General features: G+C 64.0%; 11 protein-coding genes. All 11 read left to right on the forward strand.

Features of this window, described 5'->3' with window-relative positions; genetic code table 11:
* The first annotated feature begins 97 nt into the window (after positions 1-97).
* Positions 98-2,968, forward strand: coding sequence for an aminomethyl-transferring glycine dehydrogenase (gcvP, locus tag SJH88_RS07705; RefSeq protein ID WP_274754079.1), 2,871 nt, complete (start codon positions 98-100; stop codon positions 2,966-2,968).
* An 88-nt stretch (positions 2,969-3,056) separates the two neighbouring features.
* Positions 3,057-5,255, forward strand: a complete 2,199-nt coding sequence (locus SJH88_RS07710; RefSeq protein ID WP_274754080.1) for a PAS domain-containing hybrid sensor histidine kinase/response regulator — start codon at positions 3,057-3,059, stop codon at positions 5,253-5,255.
* Positions 5,255-5,914, forward strand: coding sequence for an RluA family pseudouridine synthase (locus tag SJH88_RS07715; protein ID WP_274754081.1), 660 nt, complete (start codon positions 5,255-5,257; stop codon positions 5,912-5,914). The genes SJH88_RS07710 and SJH88_RS07715 overlap by 1 nt, the downstream gene beginning before the upstream one ends.
* Positions 5,915-6,124: 210 nt before the next feature.
* Entirely contained in the window at positions 6,125-7,285 is a 1,161-nt protein-coding gene (locus SJH88_RS07720) for a branched-chain amino acid ABC transporter substrate-binding protein (protein ID WP_274754082.1), read from the forward strand.
* 106 nt (positions 7,286-7,391) lie between these two features.
* The gene (gene livH / locus SJH88_RS07725) at positions 7,392-8,318 is read left to right on the forward strand and encodes a high-affinity branched-chain amino acid ABC transporter permease LivH (RefSeq protein ID WP_042412591.1); all 927 of its coding nucleotides are present in this window, start codon (positions 7,392-7,394) and stop codon (positions 8,316-8,318) included.
* The gene (locus tag SJH88_RS07730) at positions 8,318-9,565 is read left to right on the forward strand and encodes a high-affinity branched-chain amino acid ABC transporter permease LivM (RefSeq protein WP_274754083.1); all 1,248 of its coding nucleotides are present in this window, start codon (positions 8,318-8,320) and stop codon (positions 9,563-9,565) included. Before livH ends, SJH88_RS07730 begins: the two co-directional genes overlap by 1 nt.
* 39 nt (positions 9,566-9,604) lie before the next feature.
* Positions 9,605-10,375, forward strand: coding sequence for a high-affinity branched-chain amino acid ABC transporter ATP-binding protein LivG (gene livG, locus SJH88_RS07735; RefSeq protein ID WP_274754084.1), 771 nt, complete (start codon positions 9,605-9,607; stop codon positions 10,373-10,375).
* Between the two features lie 17 nt (positions 10,376-10,392).
* Complete coding sequence (locus SJH88_RS07740) at positions 10,393-11,094, forward strand: ABC transporter ATP-binding protein (RefSeq protein ID WP_274754088.1); 702 nt, start codon at positions 10,393-10,395, stop codon at positions 11,092-11,094.
* 50 nt (positions 11,095-11,144) lie between these two features.
* Positions 11,145-11,903 (forward strand): SDR family NAD(P)-dependent oxidoreductase, encoded by a 759-nt coding sequence (locus tag SJH88_RS07745; RefSeq protein ID WP_274754085.1) that lies wholly within the window; start codon positions 11,145-11,147, stop codon positions 11,901-11,903.
* A gap of 331 nt (positions 11,904-12,234) precedes the next feature.
* Positions 12,235-13,215 (forward strand): Bug family tripartite tricarboxylate transporter substrate binding protein, encoded by a 981-nt coding sequence (locus SJH88_RS07750; RefSeq protein ID WP_274754086.1) that lies wholly within the window; start codon positions 12,235-12,237, stop codon positions 13,213-13,215.
* A gap of 548 nt (positions 13,216-13,763) precedes the next feature.
* Positions 13,764-14,714 (forward strand): sensor domain-containing diguanylate cyclase, encoded by a 951-nt coding sequence (locus SJH88_RS07755; RefSeq protein ID WP_274754087.1) that lies wholly within the window; start codon positions 13,764-13,766, stop codon positions 14,712-14,714.
* Positions 14,715-14,827: the final 113 nt, after the last annotated feature.

The raw sequence follows: 14,827 nt of genomic DNA on the forward strand, positions 1-14,827 counted from the left end.
TCTGGGCCTGCGCCGCCCAGATCGGGGTGGCTGCGCGCCTGCCGCCGCAGCCGCAACCCGGCCCGCGCACTGTATCGATGAGAGGGAAGGTGGGATGATGAATCAGCGACTGCAAGCACCCCTGTCTGAACTGCACGAGAGCGACGCCTTCGCGCGGCGCCACATCGGGCCCAGTGCGCCGGACGAAGCGCACATGCTGCGGGCCATCGGCCAGTCCTCACGCCAGGCCCTGATGGATGCGCTGGTGCCCCCCGACATCGTGCAGAACCGCCCCATGGACCTGCCCCCGGCACTCAGCGAAGCCGAGGCGCTGCACGAACTCAAGACCATCGCCGCGCGCAACCGCGTGCTCAAGAGCTTCATCGGCCAGGGCTATTACGCCGCCCACACCCCGGGCGTCATCCAGCGCAACATCCTGGAAAATCCTGCCTGGTACACGGCCTACACCCCCTACCAGGCCGAAATCTCGCAAGGGCGCCTGGAGGCCCTGCTGAACTTCCAGACCCTGGTCTGCGACCTCACGGCCATGCCCGTGGCCAATGCCTCCATGCTGGACGAGGCCACCGCCGCTGCCGAAGCCATGGCGCTGGCGCGCCGCAGCGCAGCCTCGCCCAGCAGCACCTTCCTGGTCCACCCCGACACCCACCCTCAGACCCTGGCCGTGCTGCGCACCCGCGCCGAGCCCCTGGGCTGGCAACTGGACTGCCCCGCCGACGACGCCGCCTTCCACACCGCCCTGCAAGCGCCGCACTTTGGTGCCCTGGTGCAGTACCCCGGCAGCACCGGGGCCCTGACCGACTGGCGCGATGCGGCCGCACACAGCCACCAGCAGCAGGCGCTGTTCATCGTCGCCACCGACCTGCTGGCCCTGACGCTGTTGACACCGCCCGGCGAATGGGGCGCCGACATCGTGGTCGGCAGCAGCCAGCGCCTGGGCCTGCCGCTGGGGGCCGGTGGCCCGCATGCAGCCTTCATGGCCTGCCAGGAGGCCTACAAGCGCGCCCTGCCCGGGCGTCTGGTCGGGGTCAGTGTGGACAGCCAGGGCGCACCTGCCCTGCGCCTGGCACTCCAAACGCGTGAACAGCACATCCGCCGCGAAAAGGCCACCTCCAACATCTGCACGGCCCAGGTACTGCCGGCCGTGCTGGCCAGCATGTATGCGGTCTACCACGGCCCCGACGGCCTGCGCCAGATTGCGCAGCGCATTGCCGACCTGACCGCCACCCTGGCCCACGGTCTGCAGGCCCAAGGCCATGCCCTGGTCCACGACACGGCCTTCGACACCCTGACTGTGCGCGTGCCGCATGCTGCGATCAATATAGCTACCCGCGCAGAGCTGGCGGGCGTCAACCTGCGAAAAGTCTCTGAATCCGCGCTGGGCATCTCGCTGGATGAAACCAGCACCCCGGCCGATGTGGCCCTGCTGCTGCGCCTGTTTGGCGCCACCGCCACGCCGGTGCTGGACAGCCAGGCCGCTCCATTGATCCCGGCGGCGCTGCAGCGCCACTCCCCCTATCTGACGCACCCGGTGTTCCACCGCCACCGCAGCGAAACCGCCATGCTGCGCTACATCCGCAGCCTGTCGGACAAGGACCTGGCACTGGACCGCTGCATGATCCCGCTGGGTTCGTGCACCATGAAGCTCAACGCCACCAGTGAGATGCTGCCCATCACCTGGCCGGACTTCGCCCACATCCACCCCTTCGCGCCGGCCGACCAGCAGCAAGGCTATGCCCTGCTGGACCAGCAGCTGCGCCAGTGGCTGTCGGGCATCACCGGCTATGCCGACGTGAGCCTGCAGCCCAACGCCGGCTCGCAGGGCGAATACGCCGGCCTGCTGGCCATCCGCGCCTGGCACGCCGCCCAGGGGCAGCCCCAGCGCACCATCTGCCTGATTCCGTCCAGCGCCCACGGCACCAACCCGGCCAGCGCCCAGATGTGCGGCATGCAGGTGGTGGTGGTGGCCTGCGATGCGCAGGGCAACGTCGACATGGCGGACCTGCAGGCCAAGTGCGAGGCGCACAGCGACCGGCTGGCCTGCATCATGATCACCTACCCCAGCACCCATGGCGTGTTCGAGGACGCCGTGCGCCCGCTGTGCGACCTGGTGCACCAACACGGCGGCCGCGTCTATGTGGACGGCGCCAACATGAACGCCCTGGTCGGCGTGGCGGCGCCCGGCGCCTTCGGCGGCGACGTCAGCCACCTGAACCTGCACAAGACCTTCTGCATTCCGCACGGCGGTGGCGGCCCCGGCGTGGGCCCGGTCTGCGTGGCCGCCGATCTGGTGCCCTACCTGCCCGGGCACCCGGCCAGCACCACGACCAGCCCGGTGGGAGCCATCTCGGCCGCGCCCTATGGCAATGCCTCCGTGCTGCCGATCAGCTGGATGTACATCCGCATGATGGGTGCACACGGCCTGCGCCACGCCACGGAGACGGCCATCCTCAACGCCAACTACATCAGCGCCCGCCTGCAAGGCCACTACCCCACGCTATACACCGGCCCTGGCGGGCTGGTGGCGCACGAGTGCATCCTGGACCTGCGCCCCCTGAAGGACAGCAGCGGCGTCACCGCCGAGGACGTGGCCAAGCGCCTGATCGACTATGGCTTCCACGCACCGACCCTGTCCTTCCCCGTGCCCGGGACCCTGATGGTGGAGCCCACGGAAAGCGAGCCGCTGTCGGAGCTGGACCGCTTCATCGACGCGATGCTGGCCATCCGCGAGGAAATCCGCCAGATCGAACGCGGCGACTGGACCCGGGACGACAACCCGCTCAAGCACGCCCCGCACACTGCCGCGCAACTGCTGCAAGAGCCCTGGCCGCACGCCTACAGCCGCCAGCAGGCCGCTGGCCAGACCGCACTGGCGCACAAGTATTTTCCGCCAGTGTCGCGTATCGACAACGTCTATGGCGACCGCAACATAGTGTGCACCTGCCCTCCGCTGGCGGCTTACCTGAGTTGATCCCCAGTCATCTGGGGGTTTCCCGTCGTGCCCTTCACGGAGGGCGCTTACACTGCGCCTCCACGTCCCGCTGCCGGTGCTGCCGCCCATGAGTCGCCCAGACCTTTCCTTTCTGATCACCCGCGAAGCAGACGCTTCCACGCCCGTCCAGGATTTGCTGCCCGAACTGGACCCCGCCGCGCTGGATGTGCTGCCGGCGCTGCAGGTGAGCGAGGAATCGCTGAGCGACGACCCGCTGGCGGCCCTGATCGCCGAGCTGCGCAACTACCAGAACGAGCTGGAAATCCAGAACAAGGTGCTGGATTACAGCCAAGCCGTGGCCGAGAGTGCCTCGGAGCGCTTTGAGGCCCTGTTCTCCAGCGTGCCGCTGCCGCTGCTGGTGCTGGATGAGCATGACATGGTCATCCAGGCCAATGCCATGGCCTACAACGCTTTCCAGGCCGAAGACCAAGACCGACTGTTTGTCTCGTTCATGCCCCTGGTCAGCCCCGCCGACAATGACCGCGTGGCAGAAGGCTTTGTGCTGGCACGCCAGGCCGGGCGCAGCGAAGTGCAGGAAGTGGTCTTCAGCCTGGGCAACGGCGAACAAATGCAGGGTGACCTGCACATCGCCTGCATCCAGATTCCCCAGCGCGAAGGCCCGACGATTGCGCAATTCATGTGCGCCCTGGTGGACCAGGGGCCCTTGCTGGCCGAGCGCCAGCAACTGCAGCAGCGCAACGACCAGCTGCATGCCAGCGAGCGTCGCCTGGAATCGGTGATCAACAGCTCGTTGGATGCCATCATCTGCGTGGACCAGAACCAGTGCATCACGGTCTTCAACCCCACGGCGGCGGCCCTGTTCCTGTGCCCGGCCACGGATGCCCTGGGCAGCCAGCTGTCGCGCTTCCTGCCGGACGCTGTGCACGCCCTGGAGTTCGCCCCCCTGACCACCCAGGCCATGCTGGGCGAGATGACCGCCCTCACCGCCACGGGCAAGACCTTGCCGGTGGAAGTGGGCATGTCCTTCGAACGCCTGTCCGACGGCGAGATCACCACCGTCTTCGCACGCGACCTGACCAGCCGCAAGCGCGCCGAAGCCCAGCGCAGCGAGCTGGAGCTGCAGCTGCGTGAGTCGCACAAGATGCAGGCCCTGGGCACCATGGCCGGTGGCATTGCGCACGATTTCAACAACATCGTGGGCGCCATTCTGGGCAATGTGGAGCTGGCCAAAGCGGACTGCAGCCACAACCCGCTGGCCATGGAAAGCCTGCTGGAGATCGAAAAAGCCGGCCGCCGAGCCCGTGATCTGGTGCGCCAGATCCTGACCTTCAGCCGCAATGAGCCGCCCAAGCGTTATGCCGTCCGCGCCTCGGAAGTGATGCGCGACACCGAGCGCCTGCTGCGCGTCACCCTGCCGCCGGCGATTGAGCTGCAGGTGGATGCCCCTTCGGAACTGCCCCACATGCTGGCCGACCCCACCCAGGTCGAGCAGGCGCTGTTCAACCTGACCACCAACGCCGTGCACGCGATTGGCGACCAACGCGGCCTGGTCCGCATGGAGGCCACGCTCAGCATGTCCGAGCAGCGCCTGTGCGAACGACTGGGTCTGAGCCTGGGCGACTACATCGCCATCACGGTGCAGGACAACGGCCCTGGCATGTCGCCCGAGACCCTGCAGCGCATCTTTGAACCCTTTTTCACCACCAAGCCCGTGGGCCAGGGCACCGGCCTGGGGCTGGCGGTGGTGCATGGCGTGATGCGCACCCATGGGGGCGCCGTGGACGTGACCAGCAAACTCGGCCAGGGCAGCGCATTCACCCTGTATTTTCCTGTCAACATCCTGGCCTCGGTCCCACCGGTCCCACCCCCGCGCTTTGCCGCCCCACACCTCAGCACCCTGCCCCCGGCCAGTGCCGCCGTATCCACGCAAGAGTGCCCGCATGTGATGTATGTGGACGATGACCACGCCCTGGTCTCGCTAGTGCAACGCCTGTTGCGCCGCCGCGGCTACCAAGTCTCCGGCTTTCTGGACCCCCGTGAAGCCACGGCGGCGCTGGAGCAAAACCCACACGCCTACGACTTGCTGGTGACCGACTACAACATGCCTGGCTACTGCGGGGTCGATCTGGTGCGGGACTCCAAACGCATCCGCCCGGACCTGCCCGTCGCACTGGCATCCGGCTATGTCACCGCCGAGATCGAGGCCCAGGCCCTGGACGCCGGGGCCCTGGCCCTGATTCATAAACCGAACGATGTGGACGAACTGTGCGAGACGGTGGACCGCCTCCTCCACCAAAAGCCCTGATGACTGTTGTTGCGCCCCGTCCTTCTTGTCTGTATGAAGACGAGCACCTGCTGGTGCTCGAAAAACCCTCCGGCCTGCTGAGCGTTCCAGGCCGCGGCGAGGACAAGCAGGACTGCCTGATCCACCGTGCCTTGCAGCACTGGCCCGACGCCCTGGTGGTCCACCGCCTGGACATGGCCACGTCGGGTCTGGTCATCCTGGCGCGCACCAAGACAGTGCAAAGCGATCTGGGCAAGGCCTTTGCGGGCCGCGAAGTTCACAAGCGCTATACCGCCGTGGTCTTCGGCCAGGTCGCTGCGCCCGAACAGGATTGGGGCATGGTGGATGCCCCGTTGGTGTGCGACTGGGAGCGCCGCCCGTTGCAGATCGTGTGTCCAGAGACCGGCAAGCCCAGCCAGACCCGCTACCAGTTGCATCCCGACCAGCGCGGAATTCCCCCGCACAGCACCCGGCTGTGGCTAGAACCCATCACTGGCCGCTCCCACCAATTGCGGGTGCACATGACCCACATGGGTCACCCGATGCTGGGCGACGCCTTGTACGCCCCTGCGGCCGTCGTCGCCATGGCCCCCAGACTGCTGCTGCACGCGACCATGTTGCAGTTCCAGCACCCGGTATCCGGCAGCCCATTGCAGGTTCAAAGCCCGGCTCCGTTTTGAGCACCCGGGCTTACCCCATGCCACAACAGCAAATTCTAAATAAGCGACCACGCGCGCATTAATCTTGATTCTCCGCAGCGATTTGCAAACTTTCCCTCTGCACGCAGCGCCATAGAGACAAACCCGGTTGCGCCTTTGCTAGCAAATTTTTAAGCTTGGCACCTCGCGCATCAGGCATGCAATTTGCAGCTATCCCTCAAGGGCATGCAAATGCCGGATGCAAAACCAACCAAGAGGACATACAACCATGCGTGCTTCGTTTCAATTGAAACCATCGTGGCAACCCTGGGCCTGCTGGGCGCAGCCGTCACCAGCCAAGCCTACGCACAAAACATCAAGTTCGCCATGGTGATCCCAACCACCGGTCCGCTGACCCAGTACGGGGACATGGTGAAGGAAGGCGTCTCCACCGCCGTGGAACAAATCAACGCGGCCGGCGGCATCAATGGCAAGAAGATCGAAGTCACCACCGTGGACGATGCCTGCGAACCCAAGCAAGGCCCTGTGGCTGCCAACCGCGTGGTCAACAGCAAGATCGGCTACATGATCGGCCCCGTCTGCTCCGGCGCTGCGATTGCCGCAGCCCCCATCTATGACAACGAAGGCGTGGTGGTGGTGACCCCTTCGGCCACGTCGCCCGCGCTGACCGAAGGCAAGAACTTCCACTACATCTTCCGCACCATCGGTCGCGACGACCAACAAGGTCCTTCCGCCGCCAAGTTCATCATCGAAAAGGCCAAGCCCACCAAGGTCGCCGTGCTGCACGACAAGCAGTCGTATGGCCAGGGCATTGCCTCGTCCGTGCGCGACCAACTGCAAAAGGCCAAGGTCAACGTGGCCCTGTTTGAAGGCATCAACGCCGGCGACAGCGACTACTCCGCCATCATCACCAAGCTCAAGAGCGCGGGCGTCGACTTTGTCTACTACGGCGGCTACCACCCCGAAATGGGTCTGCTGCTGCGCCAGTCCAGCGAGCAAGGCCTGAAGGTGCGCATGATGGGCCCCGAAGGCGTGGGCAACCCTGAAGTTAATGCGATTGCCGGCAATGCCGTCGAAGGCATGCTGGTGACCCTGCCTGCTGACTTCTCCACCAACCCCAAGAATGCGGCCATCGTGAAGGCGTTCCAGGACAAGAAGCGCAATCCTTCCGGCGCGTTCCAGCTGACCGCGTATGCGGCAACGCAGGCGATCGCCGAGAGCATCAAGGCCGTGGGTGACGATCCCAAGAAGGTGGCCGACCACCTGCACAAGGCGACCATCAACACCGTGATCGGCCCTGTGTCCTGGAACAAGCAAGGCGACCTGAACGCGTTCGACTTCCAGATCTTCCAGTGGCACAAGGACGGCAGCAAGACGCCTGCAACCAAGTAATCCGTAGCCACTGACCAAGCCCACAGCGCTTTGCACCAAGCCTGTGAGCTTTTCAGTTCAACACGGGTATTGCTGCGCCCTCCAATTTAGTTAGGCCTTTGCGCACATGAACGACTTTCTCCCCCAACTGCTACAGCAGCTTTTCAACGGGCTCTCACTCGGGGCCATCTACGCTTTGATCGCCATCGGCTACACCATGGTCTACGGCATCATCGGTATGATCAATTTCGCTCACGGGGACATCTACATGATTGGTGCCTACGTGGGGCTGGTGACCCTGTCGGCCGTCGGCATCCAGGGCACCGTGCCCATATGGATGGTGATCGGCCTGATGCTCATCGTGGCCGTGGTCATCACCGGCATCTATGGCTTTGCCGTCGAACAGGTGGCCTACAAGCCGGTGCGCAGCAGCCCCCGGCTGGTGGCACTGATCTCCGCGATCGGTATGTCCATCTTCTTGCAGAACTGGGTCGCCCTGGGCCAGGGTGCGCGCGACATGGCCGTGCCTTCGCTGCTGCCTGGTGCTTTCCAGTTTGAGATGGGCAGCGGATTCGAGGTGTTCGTGCCCTACACCCGCGTGCTGATCATTGCCGTGGCGGTCGTGCTGATGATTGCCCTGACCCTGTACATCAAGCACTCGCGCATGGGCCGTGCCTCGCGCGCCTGCTCCCAGGACATGCACATGGCCAGCCTGCTGGGTATCAACACCAACCGCGTGATTTCGTTCACTTTCATCCTGGGGGCAATGCTGGCGGCCGTGGGCGGCGTACTGATTGCCCTGGCCGTGGGCAAGCTCAACCCCTTCATCGGTTTTCTGGCTGGCATCAAGGCTTTCACCGCCGCCGTGCTGGGGGGCATCGGCAGCATCCCCGGCGCCATGCTGGGTGGTGTGATCCTGGGCGTCGCCGAGACCCTGGCGGCCGCCTACATCTCTTCCGAGTACAAGGACATCGTGGCATTCAGCCTGCTGGTGCTGATCTTGCTGTTCCGCCCCACAGGTCTGCTGGGCAAGCCTGAAGTGGAGAAAGTCTGATGCAACGCCTTCTCCTGAACCTGGGCCCGGCCCTGATGGCAGCCGTCATCACCGCCGTGGTCGTCACCCCCATCTTTGGTTTGCAGCTGCAGCGCGTCGGCGGCCGCATGACGCTGGAGCCGCACTGGAACTACGTCCTCGGCGCCGCTGTGCTGGTGTTCGTGGTGCAACTGCTCAAGCCCACCCTGCGCGGTGCCACCCAGGGCCTGCGCCTGCCCAGCCTGCCGGCACTGACGCCCAAACTGCGCAATGCCCTGGTGTTCGCCGCCCTGCTGATGGCCGTGTCCTGGCCCTTCTTTGCGGGCCGCAACGCCGTGGACATTGCCACCCTGGCGATGATCTACATCATGCTGGGTCTGGGCCTGAACATCGTGGTGGGCTTTGCCGGCCTGCTGGACCTGGGCTTTGTCGGCTTCTATGCCGTCGGCGCTTACACCTACGCCCTGCTGTTCCACTGGGCCGGCTGGAGCTTCTGGGAGGCCCTGCCACTGGCAGGGGCTGCATCGGCCCTGTTCGGCTTCGTGCTGGGCTTTCCTGTGCTGCGACTGCGCGGTGACTACCTGGCCATCGTGACACTGGGCTTCGGTGAAATCATCCGCCTGCTGCTGATCAACCTGAACGACTGGACCGGTGGCCCTGACGGGATTTCCGGCATTCCCAAGCCCACGGTGCTGGGTCTGGAAATGACACGCAATCCGAGCGTCGAAGGCGCCACCACCTTCCACCAGTTCATGGGCTGGGAGTTCAGCTCCGTGCACATGGTCATCTTCCTGTACCTGATGGCACTGATGCTGGCAGTGGTGACGCTGTGGATCTCCAGCCGCCTCATCCGCATGCCCATCGGCCGCGCCTGGGAAGCCCTGCGCGAGGATGAGATTGCCTGCCGCTCCCTGGGGCTGAACCCCATGCACATCAAGCTGTCCGCCTTCACCCTGGGGGCCATGTTCGCAGGCTTTGGGGGCGCGTTCTTCGCAGCGCGCCAGGGCATCGTGAACCCCGAATCCTTCACCTTCATCGAGTCGGCCCTGATTCTGGCCATCGTGGTGCTGGGGGGCATGGGATCGCAGCTGGGGGTGATCGTCGCGGCGATTTTGATCACCGTGCTGCCGGAGCTGGCCCGCGAGTTCTCCGAATACCGCATGCTGATCTTCGGTCTCGTGATGATCCTGATGATGGTGTGGCGCCCCCAGGGACTGTTCCCGGTCACGCGCAACCATGTGAAGGTGCCCGCCAAACGCAGCGCCTGACCCTCCATCCCATGCACTCTTTGAAGAAAACACTCCAGCATGCCTAGCAGTCATTTGTTGGACGTCAAGGACCTGAGCATGCGCTTTGGCGGCTTGCTTGCGGTCGATGGCGTCAGCCTCGAATTGGGTGAGAAGCAGATTCTCGCCATCATCGGCCCCAACGGGGCCGGCAAGACCACGGTGTTCAACTGCATCAGTGGTTTCTACAACCCCACAGGCGGCAGCATCCTGCTGCAGAACGCCAGCATTGCCGGACTGGGCAGCCACACGGTCGCCCGCAAGGGCGTCGTGCGCACCTTCCAGAACGTACGGCTGTTCAAGAAGATGACGGTGCTGGAAAACCTGCTGGTGGCCCAGCACCAGAAAAATCGCGCCTCCGTCCTGGCCGGCCTGTTCAACACCCCCAGCTTCCGCCGCCAGGAAGCGGAGTCCATCGCGCGCAGCCTGCACTGGCTGGACTACATGGGGCTGCGCGATTTCGCGAACCGTGAAGCAGGCAACCTGGCCTATGGTCACCAGCGCCGCCTGGAAATCGCGCGCTGCATGATCACCGAGCCCAAGGTGCTGATGCTGGACGAACCCGCCGCCGGCCTGAACCCCCAGGAAAAGCTCGATCTGCAAGCCCTGATCCGCCAGCTGCGCGACCAGTACGGCGTCGCCATCCTGCTGATCGAGCACGACATGGGCCTGGTCATGGGCGTCTCCGAACGCATCACCGTCATGGAATACGGCAAGCCGATTGCCCATGGCACGCCGGAGGAAGTCAGAAACAACGAACGGGTCATCAAGGCCTACCTGGGAGAGGCATGATGAGCACACACCCACCGATGCTGGAGCTGGACAGCATCAGCACGCATTACGGCTCGATTTGTGCCGTCAACAAGGTGTCGCTGCACGTCAACAAGGGCGAGATCGTCAGCCTGATCGGCTCCAACGGCGCCGGCAAGACCTCGCTGCTGATGACGGTGTGCGGCAATCCCCGCGCCTCCAGTGGCACCATCCAGTTCGAAGGCGAGGACATCACCAGCCTGCCCACGCACCACATCATGCAGCGCGGTATCGCCGTCTCCCCCGAGGGGCGGCGCATCTTCCCGGACCTCACAGTCACGGAGAACCTTCAGATGGGGGGCTTCTTCCTGAACAAGCACGACATTGAAGCGGGCATGGACCACGTATTCCACCTGTTCCCACGCTTGAAGGAACGTGCGGCACAACGCGCGGGCACGATGTCGGGCGGCGAGCAACAGATGCTGGCGATTGGCCGTGCGCTGATGTCCAAGCCGCGTCTGCTGTTGATGGATGAGCCCACGCTGGGCCTGGCGCCGCTGATCATTGCGCAGATCTTCGACATCATCCAGACCATCCGCAGCCAAGGCGTCACGGTGTTCCTGGTGGAGCAGAACGCCAACCGCGCCCTGCAGATTGCCGACCGCGGCTACGTGCTGGAAACCGGGCAGCTGGTGCTGGAAGACACCGGCGCCAACCTGCTGCGCAACGACGCCGTGCGCAAAGCCTACCTGGGCGGTTGATCGCCCCCCTGAGGGTTCATGCGCCGGATGGAGCCGCTACGATACGGCGCATGAAACCTCAGCTTTACATCCTGACCGGCGGCTCGCGCGGCATGGGCCTGTCCATGGCCCGGCAGATCCTGCGCCAGGGCCACCACCTGGTGGGCATTGCGCGCCACCGCAACGCAGACCTGGACGCCACAGCCCGCGAAGGCCACGCCACGCTGCTGCAATGGCAGCACGATCTGGCAGCACCGCAGGCTGCGGCCCAGCAATTGAAAGACTGGCTCCGCGCGCAAACACCCGGCGACTACGCCCGCGTGGTCCTGATCAACAACGCAGGGGTCATCCCCCCCATCGCCCCGCTGGCTGACAGCGACTGGAATGCGATTGCCCAGGCCCTGCGTGTGGGCCTGGAAGCCCCGATGCTGCTGACCGCAGCGTTCCTGCAAGCCACCGAGGCCTGGGACATTCCACGCCAGGTGCTCAACATCTCGTCGGGCCTGGGCCGCCGCGCCATCGCCTCGCAGGCCACCTATTGCGCCGCCAAGGCCGGGATGGACAACTTCTCGGTGTCCGTGGCGCTGGACGAAGCCCTCAAACCCAATGGCGCAAAAATCTGCTCGCTGGCCCCTGGCGTTATCGACACGGACATGCAACGCCAGTTGCGCAGCGCCTCCAGCCAGGCCTTCCCGGACGTGCAGCGCTTTGCCCAGTTGCACAGCTCAGGGGCACTGACGTCGGCCGACGAAGCCGCTGCACGGGTCCTGGCCTGGCTGGAGCGTGCCGACTTCGGCAATCCGGTGCTGGCCGATGTGCGCACCGCCTAAGCACCGGCCTTGATGCACCAACAGCAGGCATTTTTTGCAGGATCCGTCTTTTGAGAAGGATTCCAGCGCTAACATTCGGCTATCCCAAGAACCTGTTTGCGCTACGTGGGCCACACAGTGCTGCACCATCTGATCGGTGTCTGCAGCCAGTGATCAATCTGCAGGCCACCCCTGCAGGCTGCGTGCAAACAGGCGCTCACCCGGTACTCCATGCCTGATGGCCTGCACCCCGTGCCATCCAACGGCCCACAAATCTGCTTGAAAGCGGCTGGCTCGCTGTACTTTGCGCCTCCAGCCGCAGTTTTGATGTCTGAGTTTTTTGGAGACCTTCATGTACCGCACACTGATTACCTGCACGACCCTGGCGTTGGCCGCAGGCGCTGCCGCCCCCGTGCTCGCACAATCAGCAGACCAATACCCCGGCAAACCCATCCGGCTGGTCATCCCCTTCCCCCCCGGCGGCGGTACAGACATCCTGTCGCGCGTGATGGCCAACAAGCTGACCGAAGCCACCAAGTGGACCATTGTTCCCGAGAACAAGGCCGGCGCCGGCGGCACCATCGGCATCACCGAGGCGGCCAAGGCCCCTGCCACAGGCTATGAAATGGTCATGGGCCAAAAGGACAACCTGATCCTCGGCCCCTACCTGTACAAGAACCTACCCTGGAACCCCACCAAGGACCTGACGCCGGTGGCCCACATTGCCTACACCCCGGTCATCATCGCCACCAGCGTGAATTCGCCCTACAAGAGCATTGCCGACGTGGTGGCCGCCGCCAAGGCCTCGCCCGCCAAGATCACCTACGGCTCGCCCGGCAACGGCACCAGCATCCACATTGCCGGCCACATGTTCGAAAAGGCAGCGGGCGTGCAGCTGACCCACGTGCCCTACAAGGGCTCGAACCCGGCGCTGATGGATGCCATTGCTGGCAACGTGGATCTGCTGGTCTCCTCCATCCCTTCTGCCATCGCACAGATCAAGGCCGGCAAGCTGCGCCCGCTGGCCGTGACCTCGGCCAAACGGTCCACTTCGCTGCCCGATGTGCCCACCATGCAGGAACAGGGCATGAAGGGTTTTGATGTCAGCACCTGGTACGGCCTGTTCATGCCGGCTGGCACACCGGCCGACATCACGGCCAAGATGAATGCCGAAGTCAACAAGCTGCTGGCCAAGCCCGAAACCCAGGAAGCCATCCTGGCCCAAGGCGCCGAGCCGAAGGCCATGAGCATTGCCGAGTTTGACAAGATGTACCGCGCAGACTTCGCCAACTCCAAGGCGGTGGTGGAAGCTTCGGGCGCCACCATCCAATAACCCACGCTGCAATTGCCGCGTTCCCTGGCCCAGCCCGGAGCGCAGCCCACCAAGCCCGACCTGCCGGTTGGGCTTTTTTGTGGGGGTATTACAGCCAACTGTGCCACACCAAGAACCTGCGTCTGGCGCCATCGGTGTGGTGGTGGGGGCAGCCGCGGTTCCCCAACCGCCCTTCGGCCGTCGATGAAACCTGGATTCACCCAGATGCTTCAGTACAGTGAATTTGTAATTTTTGGTGACGCGCACGCGACTTGTGGTACCCCACCTCCTCGTGCCCGTTGCACACCGTACAGCCCCCGCTCCTGCACGTGAGCGCTATCAACTTCCATAGCTGCTCGCGCTTTCTCCATCAGCGCCAGCACCACTTTTGATGCCTATCCTTTGGACAGACTGCCGTCAGCGCACACCTACCCAGGCAAAGGCCCCGTCCGACGCGTGCGCACATGGCGATGGCAGCCACCGCGGATGGCGGGTGTTACACGGGTTTAGCATGGTTCGTTACAAAAAACTTACAAGCTAGACTCAGACAGCTTTTTGGATAGCCCCACTTGATCTCAATCCTCAAACCAATAGCAGTAGCCCTCGACCAGCTTGAGGTCGCCATCTGCATTTTTGATGCAGAGGACAAGGCACTCGTTTGGAACGACACCTTCCTGCAGTTCTTTCCAGAGCATGCAGGCCATGTCCATGTGGGGGAGGACTACCGCGATAACCTGCGGCGTTTCTATCTGCAAAGGCTCTCGGCCGAGGAGTTGCCACAGATCGATCGCTACATCGAGGAAGGTGTGCTGCGGCACCGCAACCAGTTGCGGGCTTTTGAGTTTGACCACCACGACTACCGCGTGCGCGTGGCGTCCCTGCCACTGGGTGCCTATGGTCGCGTCAGGCTGTGGCGCAAAACGGCACCACTGCTGACCGGCATGCAGGACCGCATCAATCCTGACACCAAGCCACTGCCCACACAAATCCTGCCAGACACAGCCATGGCACTGGAAAGCCTGGCGGACGGGATCTTGATGGTCGATGAGATCGGTCGTGCCATCTGGGCCAACCACGCATTTCTGGAGCTTTACGGGCTGCCCAGCACCGATGCGCTGAAGCTGCGCGATTTTGCACAGCTCTACACCCAGGCCTGGCAACACGAAGTCCCCACGGCGGAGTATGTCGCCAGCCTGGGTCTCCTCAAGGAACACCAGCGCTTTTCAGGCGCCCCCTACGTGCTGGCACTGCCCAACAACCGCTGGGTGCGCGTGGTGGAACTGCGTGGCACCCAGACCAATGGCAGCAACTTTCTCTCCCATGTCGATGTGACGGAATCCCGGCAACAGCAGGAAGCCTTGAAGCAGCTCACCCAGCACCTGGAGTCGCTGGCGATCAAGGACGCGCTGACCGGCCTGGCCAACCGCCGCCGCTTCGATGAAGTGCTGGAGTCCGAGTGGCAGCGCGCGCACCGCTCCAAAACTCCACTGTCGCTGCTGATGCTGGATGTGGACTGTTGATTTCCATCCAGAAGTGACCCACTAGCCCCCGGTTTTTCCATCTCAATCTGACCCACGCATTAACCCTAGCCTGCTGCTTTTATGTGCAGCAGGAGACCAGGAGTGATTGACGT

Source organism: Comamonas sp. GCA5 (genome assembly GCF_036541385.1).
GTDB classification, from domain to species: Bacteria; Pseudomonadota; Gammaproteobacteria; order Burkholderiales; family Burkholderiaceae_C; genus Comamonas; species Comamonas aquatica.

Excerpts from the sequence above, each read along its gene's own strand:
- gcvP (WP_274754079.1), top strand. The coding sequence starts at position 98 with ATGAATCAGCGACTGCAAGCACCCCTGTCTGAACTGCACGAGAGCGAC.
- SJH88_RS07710 (WP_274754080.1), top strand. The coding sequence starts at position 3,057 with ATGAGTCGCCCAGACCTTTCCTTTCTGATCACCCGCGAAGCAGACGCT.
- SJH88_RS07715 (WP_274754081.1), top strand. The coding sequence starts at position 5,255 with ATGACTGTTGTTGCGCCCCGTCCTTCTTGTCTGTATGAAGACGAGCAC.
- SJH88_RS07720 (WP_274754082.1), top strand. The coding sequence starts at position 6,125 with ATGCCGGATGCAAAACCAACCAAGAGGACATACAACCATGCGTGCTTC.
- livH (WP_042412591.1), top strand. The coding sequence starts at position 7,392 with ATGAACGACTTTCTCCCCCAACTGCTACAGCAGCTTTTCAACGGGCTC.
- SJH88_RS07730 (WP_274754083.1), top strand. The coding sequence starts at position 8,318 with ATGCAACGCCTTCTCCTGAACCTGGGCCCGGCCCTGATGGCAGCCGTC.
- livG (WP_274754084.1), top strand. The coding sequence starts at position 9,605 with ATGCCTAGCAGTCATTTGTTGGACGTCAAGGACCTGAGCATGCGCTTT.
- SJH88_RS07740 (WP_274754088.1), top strand. The coding sequence starts at position 10,393 with ATGCTGGAGCTGGACAGCATCAGCACGCATTACGGCTCGATTTGTGCC.
- SJH88_RS07745 (WP_274754085.1), top strand. The coding sequence starts at position 11,145 with ATGAAACCTCAGCTTTACATCCTGACCGGCGGCTCGCGCGGCATGGGC.
- SJH88_RS07750 (WP_274754086.1), top strand. The coding sequence starts at position 12,235 with ATGTACCGCACACTGATTACCTGCACGACCCTGGCGTTGGCCGCAGGC.